Consider the following 6,170-nt stretch of genomic DNA (forward strand, 5'->3'; position numbering starts at 1 on the left):
CTTTAAGCACTCATTTGAAGACAAACCCCTCAAGCATGCTATTTTTCGAGGGTGGAAAGCCGGCCCCGGGTCGCGGGATAATCGGCTTTTGTCATTCTTCAAGCGTTACGCGCAGGGCATTTACATGAACGTATCACCCACCGGCAGCGAGGCCGCAGCACTGATTGCGCGGCTGGACTGGGCACGAAGCCCCCTCGGTGACGCCATTGATTGGCCGCAAAGCCTCCGTACAGCCGTCGACATCGTGATCCATTCACCGATGCCGATGCTGTTGCTGTGGGGCGCCGAACTCACCCAGATCTACAACGATGGCTTCGCGATGCTGGCGGGCAACAAGCATCCGGCAGCCTTCGGCCAACCGGCTGACCTGATCTGGCCTGAGCTCAAGCCGTTTACCGACCCGATCTACAGCGCCGTCCTCATGGGCCAGGTGCGCACCTTCACCGAGCAGCGTTTCGTCCTGCAGCGCAACGACCGCGACACCGAGATCTGGCTCGACCTGACCTACAGCCCGATCCGCGACGAACGTGGCGAGGTCGCCGGGATCCTGATTACCGCCATCGAAACCAACGAGCGCCGGCGCATCGCCCTGGAACTGCAGCAGCGCACCGAGAACAGCCTCAAGGCCCAGCGCAACACCGAGCAACGCCTGCAGCTGGCCCTGGCCGCCACCGATGCCGTGGGCACCTGGGACTGGGATATCGGCGAAGACCGCTTTATCGCCGACGCCCATTTCGCCCAACTGCACGGTGTTGACCCGTGCGACGCCGACCTGCTGCCCATCAGCGACTACCTGCAAGGCGTGCACCCCGAAGACCGTGGCATGGTGGCCCGCAGCATCAAGCACTGCATCACCCACGGCACCGAGTACGCCGAGGAATACCGCCTGCAGCGCGCCGACGGCGAAGTGCGCTGGGTGTTTGCCCGGGGCCGCTGCTACAAGGACCACCATGGCCGACCGGCGCGTTTTCTCGGCGCCGCCCTCGACCTGACCGAGCGCAAGCACACCGAACAGGCCCTGCGCCAAAGCCAGACCGAGCTGCAACTGATCATCAACGCCATGCCGGTGTTGATCGGTTATGTCGACCACGAGCAGCGTTTTCGCCTGAACAACAGTGCCTATCTGGAATGGTACGGCATGACCCCGCAGGAGTTGTACGGCAAGAGCATCCGCGAAGTCGTGGGCGACGAAATCTATGCCGGGCGCGTCGACAAGATCGAGGCGGCGCTCAAGGGCAAGGCCTGCAGTTTTGTCACCGTCACCCCGCACCATGACGGGCGGCCACGCCACGCGCTGATGAAGTACCTGCCGCGTTTCAGCGCTGACGGTTCAGTCAACGGTTTCTATATTTTTGTGATCGACGAGACCGAGCGCAAACTCACCGAGGAAGCCCTGCGCCACCTCAACGAAAACCTTGAAGAGCGCGTCAGCCAGCGCACCCAGGCCCTGGCCGAAGCCAACCAGCGCCTGCAAAACGAGATGTTCGAGCGCGAGCGTGCCGAAGACGCCCTGCGCCATGCCCAGAAGATGGAAGCGGTCGGCCAGCTCACCGGCGGCATCGCCCATGACTTCAACAACATGCTCACCGGGATCATCGGCAGCCTGGACCTGATGCAACGCTATATCGCCGCCGGGCGCAGCGACGAGATCGGCCGTTTCACCGACGCCGCCGTATCCTCGGCTCATCGCGCCGCTGCGCTGACCCATCGCCTGCTGGCCTTCTCCCGCCGCCAATCCCTGGACCGCAAGCCGGTCGACCCGAATCAATTGGTGGCGTCCCTGGAAGACCTGTTCCGCCGCACCAAAGGCGCGCACATCGAACTCAAGGTGCAACTGGGCACCGACGTGTGGCCGGTGAACACCGACGCCAGCCAGCTGGAAAACGCCCTGCTCAACCTGGTGATCAACGCCCGCGATGCGATGCCCGACGGTGGGCAATTGTGCATCGAAACCGCCAACAGCTACCTCGACGGCACCGACATCACCACCCTGGAACCGGTCAAGGCCGGCGACTATGTGATGCTCGGCGTGAGCGACAACGGCGCCGGCATGACCGCGAAAATCCTCGCCAAGGCCTTCGACCCGTTCTTCACCACCAAGCCCATCGGCCAGGGTACCGGGCTTGGGCTGTCGATGATCTATGGGTTTGCACAGCAATCCGGCGGCCACGTGACCATCCAAAGCGAACCGGGCCAGGGCACCTGCGTGCGCCTGTACCTGCCGCGCCTGCATGGCACGGCACTGGAGCGGACCACGCCCGCTACCCAGGGCGAAGCCCCGGTAGCGCTGGAAGGCGAAGCCGTGGTGGTGGTCGAGGACGACCCGGCAGTGCGGATGCTGGTGGTGAATGTGCTGGATGAACTGGGCTACACCGCACACCAGGCGGCGGATGCACGGGCGGCGCTGCCGTTGCTGGAGTCCGACTTGCGCGTGGATTTGCTGGTGACTGATGTGGGCTTGCCGGGGATGAACGGCAGGCAACTGGCGGAAATCGCCCGGCAACACCGGCCGGACCTGAAGGTGCTGTTCATGACCGGTTACGCCGAGAAAGCCGCCGAGCGCCAGGGGTTCCTGGAGGAAGGCATGGACATGGTGGCCAAGCCGTTTTCGATTGACCTGCTGGCCAACAAAATCCGCAGCATGATCAGCTCAGAGGCCTGACTTCAGGCATAATCGCGCGCCGTTTCACATCAGGACCGATCAATGAAAGCCCAAGCCCGTCACATTCTGGTGAAAACCAGTGAGGAAGCCGAACAGCTCAAGCAGCGTATTGCCAAGGGCGAAGCGTTTGATGTGTTGGCCAAGAAGTACTCCACCTGCCCTTCCGCCAAGCGCGGCGGTGATTTGGGTGAAGTGCGGCCGGGGCAGATGGTGGGGGTGATTGATGCGGTGATCTTCAAGAAGCCCGTGAAGGTGGTTCATGGGCCGATCAAGAGCAAGTTCGGGTATCACCTGGTGCAAGTGTTTTACCGCGATTGATGGCTGATCGTTCCCACGCTCCGCGTGGGAATGCCTCACCTGACGCTCTGCGTCCGCTCTTGGGACGCAGAGCGTCCCTGGCTGCATTCCCACGCGGAGCGTGGGAACGATCAGCGTCAGTCTCGGGGAATGAGTGCACCTGGCATCTGAATCACCCGGCTCGCCAGCCGATGCCCGGCCAGTGCTGCATCCTGCGGCGAGCCGCCCTTGAGCCGACTGGCCAGGTACGCCGCACTGAACGAATCCCCCGCCGCCGTGGTGTCGACCACCTTCTCCACCACCAACGCCGGCACCTCGAACCGCTCACCGTCACAGCGAATCAAACACGCATCCGCGCCCCGCTTGAGCACCACCTCGGCAATCGCCGGGTACGCCGCAAACACCTGCTCGCTGTCTTCATAGCCGAACAACGCCCGCTCGTCATCCTCGGTCAGCAAGGCGATATCCACCTCGGCCAACACCGCGTGATACGCCGCGCGTGCGGCGTCCACGCTGGCCCACAGGCGTGGCCGGTAGTTGTTGTCGAACACCACCTTGCCGCCGCGCTTGCGGGTTTCGACCAGGGTTTCCAGCAGGCGCGCACGGCCCACTTCGCCCAGCACCGCCAGGGTGATGCCGCTGAAATACACCACGTCGTACATCGGCAACGCTGCCAGGATCGGCTCGGCCGCCGGAGTGGTGAAGCAGTCGCGCACGGCCGCTTCATTGCGCCAGTAGAGGAATTTGCGTTCGCCGTTGGCATCGGTCTGGATGCAGTACAAACCCGGCAGGCGCCCGGGCAGGCGCTGGACCATGCCCAGGCCCAGGCCTTCTTCGGCCCAGTGCTTGCACATGGCATCGCTGAAGCTGTCATCGCCCAGGGCGGTGACGTAGTCGACGGTGCTCGGCTCACCCAGCTCGCGGCGCAGGTAGACGGCGGCGTTCAGGGTGTCGCCGCCGAAGCTTTGTTGCAGGCTGCCGTCGGCGCGGTGTTGCAGTTCGATCATGCATTCGCCGATGAGGGCGATGCGGGGTTTTGTGTTCATGCCTGGGGTCTCTCGATGTACTGGAGGGCCTCTTCGCGAGCAAGCCCGCTCCCACATTTGAATGCATTTCAACTGAAGGAACTCGGTCGAATGTGGGAGCGGGCTTGCTCGCGAAAGGCGCGACTCGGTCTAGAAGCAGGTATGCAGGCTTTCGATCACCTGCAACTGCTCATCCACCAGATTACCCACTTGCCACTTGTCGAAGGTCAGGCACGGGTGGGATGTGCCGAAGGAGATGATGTCGCCAATGCGCAGCTCAACCCCCGGTGCGACGACCATGAACGCATGCTGGTCCATCACGGCGGTGACCTTGCACGCGGTCACGTCATCACCCTCGGCTGGCAGCACGCCAGCCTTGTAGCGCTTGAGCGGCACCGGCAGGCCGGCGTCGTAGGCGACGTCGCGCTTGCCCAGGGCGATCACCGCGAAGCCCGGCTCCGGCAGCGATTGCACGTGGGCCCAGACTTCCAGCGCCGGGCGCAGGCCTTCGTTGAGGTCGCTGCGACGATCCAGTACGCAGCACTGCGCGTCTTTGTAGATGCCGTGGTCGTGAGCCACGTAGCTGCCCGGGCGCAATACGCTGAGGAAGCGGCCGGCGGCGTTCTGGGCTTCGAAGGATTCGGCAATCAGGTCGTACCAGGCCGAACCCGAGGCGGTAATGATGGGCTTGGCCAGGTCGAAGGCGCCGCTGTTTTGCAGGTCGACGGCCAGGCGTACCAGGGAGGCGGCGAATTCGCGGATGCCACTGATGGCGTGCTCGCCATGGATCACCCCTTCGTAGCCTTCGATGCCGGTGAGGGCCAGCGCAGGCTGGGCCTTGATCGCCTTGGCCAGGTCGAGCACCTGTTGTTCGGTGCGGCAACCGCAACGCCCGCCGACCACGCCGTATTCGATCATCACGTTCAAGCGCAGGCCACGGGCGGCGAAGAACAGGCCCAGGTCGGCGACGTTGTCCGGGTGGTCGACCATGCAGTGGAAGTCGAATTCAGGGTCGGCCAGCAGGTCGGCGATCAGCGCCATGTTCGGCGCGCCCACCAGTTGGTTGGCCATCAACACCCGGCGAACCCCACCGGCATACGCGGCGCGGGTCTGCACGGCGTTGGCCAGGGTGATGCCCCAGGCGCCCTGCTCGATCTGCCGCTGGAACAGCGCGGGCATCATGCTGGTCTTGCCGTGAGGCGCCAATTGCGCACCGCTGTTGCTGACGAAATCCTGCATCCAGCGGATGTTGTGTTCCAGGGCGTCACGGTGCAACACCAGGGCTGGCAGGCTGACGTCACGGACCAGATGTGCACCGATGGCGGCGGCGCCTTTTTCAACGGCATTGAAGGCAGACATAAGGGTTTCCTATTCGTTGATGCGACGGGCCAGGTTGTTCGCACTGTCGATCAGCACCCGGCGGTAGTCGTTGTAGTTTTTGATCGCATCGGCCCGTGGGGCGACGATGCACAGGGTCGCAATGCTGATGCCTTGGGCGTCCCGAACCGGGGCGGCAAAGCAGTGGGTAAAGGTGTCGGCGACACTGTCGAAGGAGAAGAATCCGTCGAGGGTGGCCTGACGGATTTGCCCGAGGAAGGTTTCCAGAGGCAGGCGCTGACCGTCCGGGAGGATGAAGTCGTCGTAGTCGATCAGGTCGATGATTTGCTGGTCGCTCAGGTGGCCCAGCAGCAGGCGGCCGGAGGCGGTCCAGGGGATCGGCGCGTTCTCGCCGATGTCTGAGGAAATGCGGAAATGCCGCTCGCCTTCGCGCATCAGGGCCACGGTGTATTTGCGGCCATTGAGCAGGCACATCTGGGCGGTTTCGTGGGTTTGGCTGACGATTTCCTGCAGGGCGTGGTCGGCTTCGCGGGTCAGGTCGAAATGGCGCAGGTGGGCCTGGCCGAGGAAGTACAGCTGACGGCCGAGGTAGACGTGACCGTCCTTGCCGACGGTTTCGAGGATGCGCCGTTCCAGCAGCGAGGCCACCAGTTCGTAGACCGTGGATTTGGGGCTGCCGATGCCGCTGGCGATGTCATTCGGGCGCAGGGGCTGGCCGATTTCCTTGAGGAAATCGAGGATATCGAACGCCCGGTCGAGGCCTTTGGCGCGGCGTTTGATGGTGTCTTCGGTCATGGCAGTCGTCGGTCCCGTTTGAAGATGTAGCTATCAACACAGATCCCCTGTGG

4 protein-coding genes and 1 pseudogene are annotated in these 6,170 nt (G+C 63.5%); 2 read left to right on the forward strand and 3 right to left on the reverse strand.

Annotated features, from left to right (window positions below; genetic code table 11):
- The first annotated feature begins 124 nt into the window (after window positions 1–124).
- Together HX807_RS12275 and HX807_RS12280 are read left to right on the forward strand one after the other, a co-directional pair.
- On the forward strand, window positions 125–2,662 hold the full coding sequence (locus tag HX807_RS12275; protein ID WP_023658930.1) for a PAS domain-containing protein: 2,538 nt from the start codon (window positions 125–127) through the stop codon (window positions 2,660–2,662).
- Between the two features lie 27 nt (window positions 2,663–2,689).
- Window positions 2,690–2,980 (forward strand): annotated as a pseudogene (locus HX807_RS12280) (peptidylprolyl isomerase); the annotation flags it as partial.
- A gap of 116 nt (window positions 2,981–3,096) precedes the next feature.
- Here the strand turns inward: HX807_RS12280 and HX807_RS12285 are convergent.
- From HX807_RS12285 to HX807_RS12295, 3 genes are all read right to left on the reverse strand, one after another.
- Window positions 3,097–4,005 carry a sugar kinase gene (locus HX807_RS12285; protein WP_177050106.1) on the reverse strand — a complete coding sequence of 303 codons (909 nt, stop codon included), beginning with the start codon at window positions 4,003–4,005 and terminating at the stop codon, window positions 3,097–3,099.
- Window positions 4,006–4,134: 129 nt separating this feature from the next.
- Complete coding sequence (locus HX807_RS12290) at window positions 4,135–5,343, reverse strand: amino acid deaminase (protein WP_003208003.1); 1,209 nt, start codon at window positions 5,341–5,343, stop codon at window positions 4,135–4,137.
- 9 nt (window positions 5,344–5,352) lie between these two features.
- Complete coding sequence (locus HX807_RS12295) at window positions 5,353–6,117, reverse strand: IclR family transcriptional regulator (RefSeq protein ID WP_003208002.1); 765 nt, start codon at window positions 6,115–6,117, stop codon at window positions 5,353–5,355.
- Window positions 6,118–6,170: the final 53 nt, after the last annotated feature.

The organism is Pseudomonas sp. D8002 (assembly GCF_013385695.1).
In the GTDB taxonomy this organism is placed as follows: Bacteria; Pseudomonadota; Gammaproteobacteria; order Pseudomonadales; family Pseudomonadaceae; genus Aquipseudomonas.

Excerpts from the sequence above, each read along its gene's own strand:
- HX807_RS12275 (WP_023658930.1), top strand. The coding sequence starts at position 125 with ATGAACGTATCACCCACCGGCAGCGAGGCCGCAGCACTGATTGCGCGG.
- HX807_RS12285 (WP_177050106.1), bottom strand. The coding sequence starts at position 4,005 with ATGAACACAAAACCCCGCATCGCCCTCATCGGCGAATGCATGATCGAA.
- HX807_RS12290 (WP_003208003.1), bottom strand. The coding sequence starts at position 5,343 with ATGTCTGCCTTCAATGCCGTTGAAAAAGGCGCCGCCGCCATCGGTGCA.
- HX807_RS12295 (WP_003208002.1), bottom strand. The coding sequence starts at position 6,117 with ATGACCGAAGACACCATCAAACGCCGCGCCAAAGGCCTCGACCGGGCG.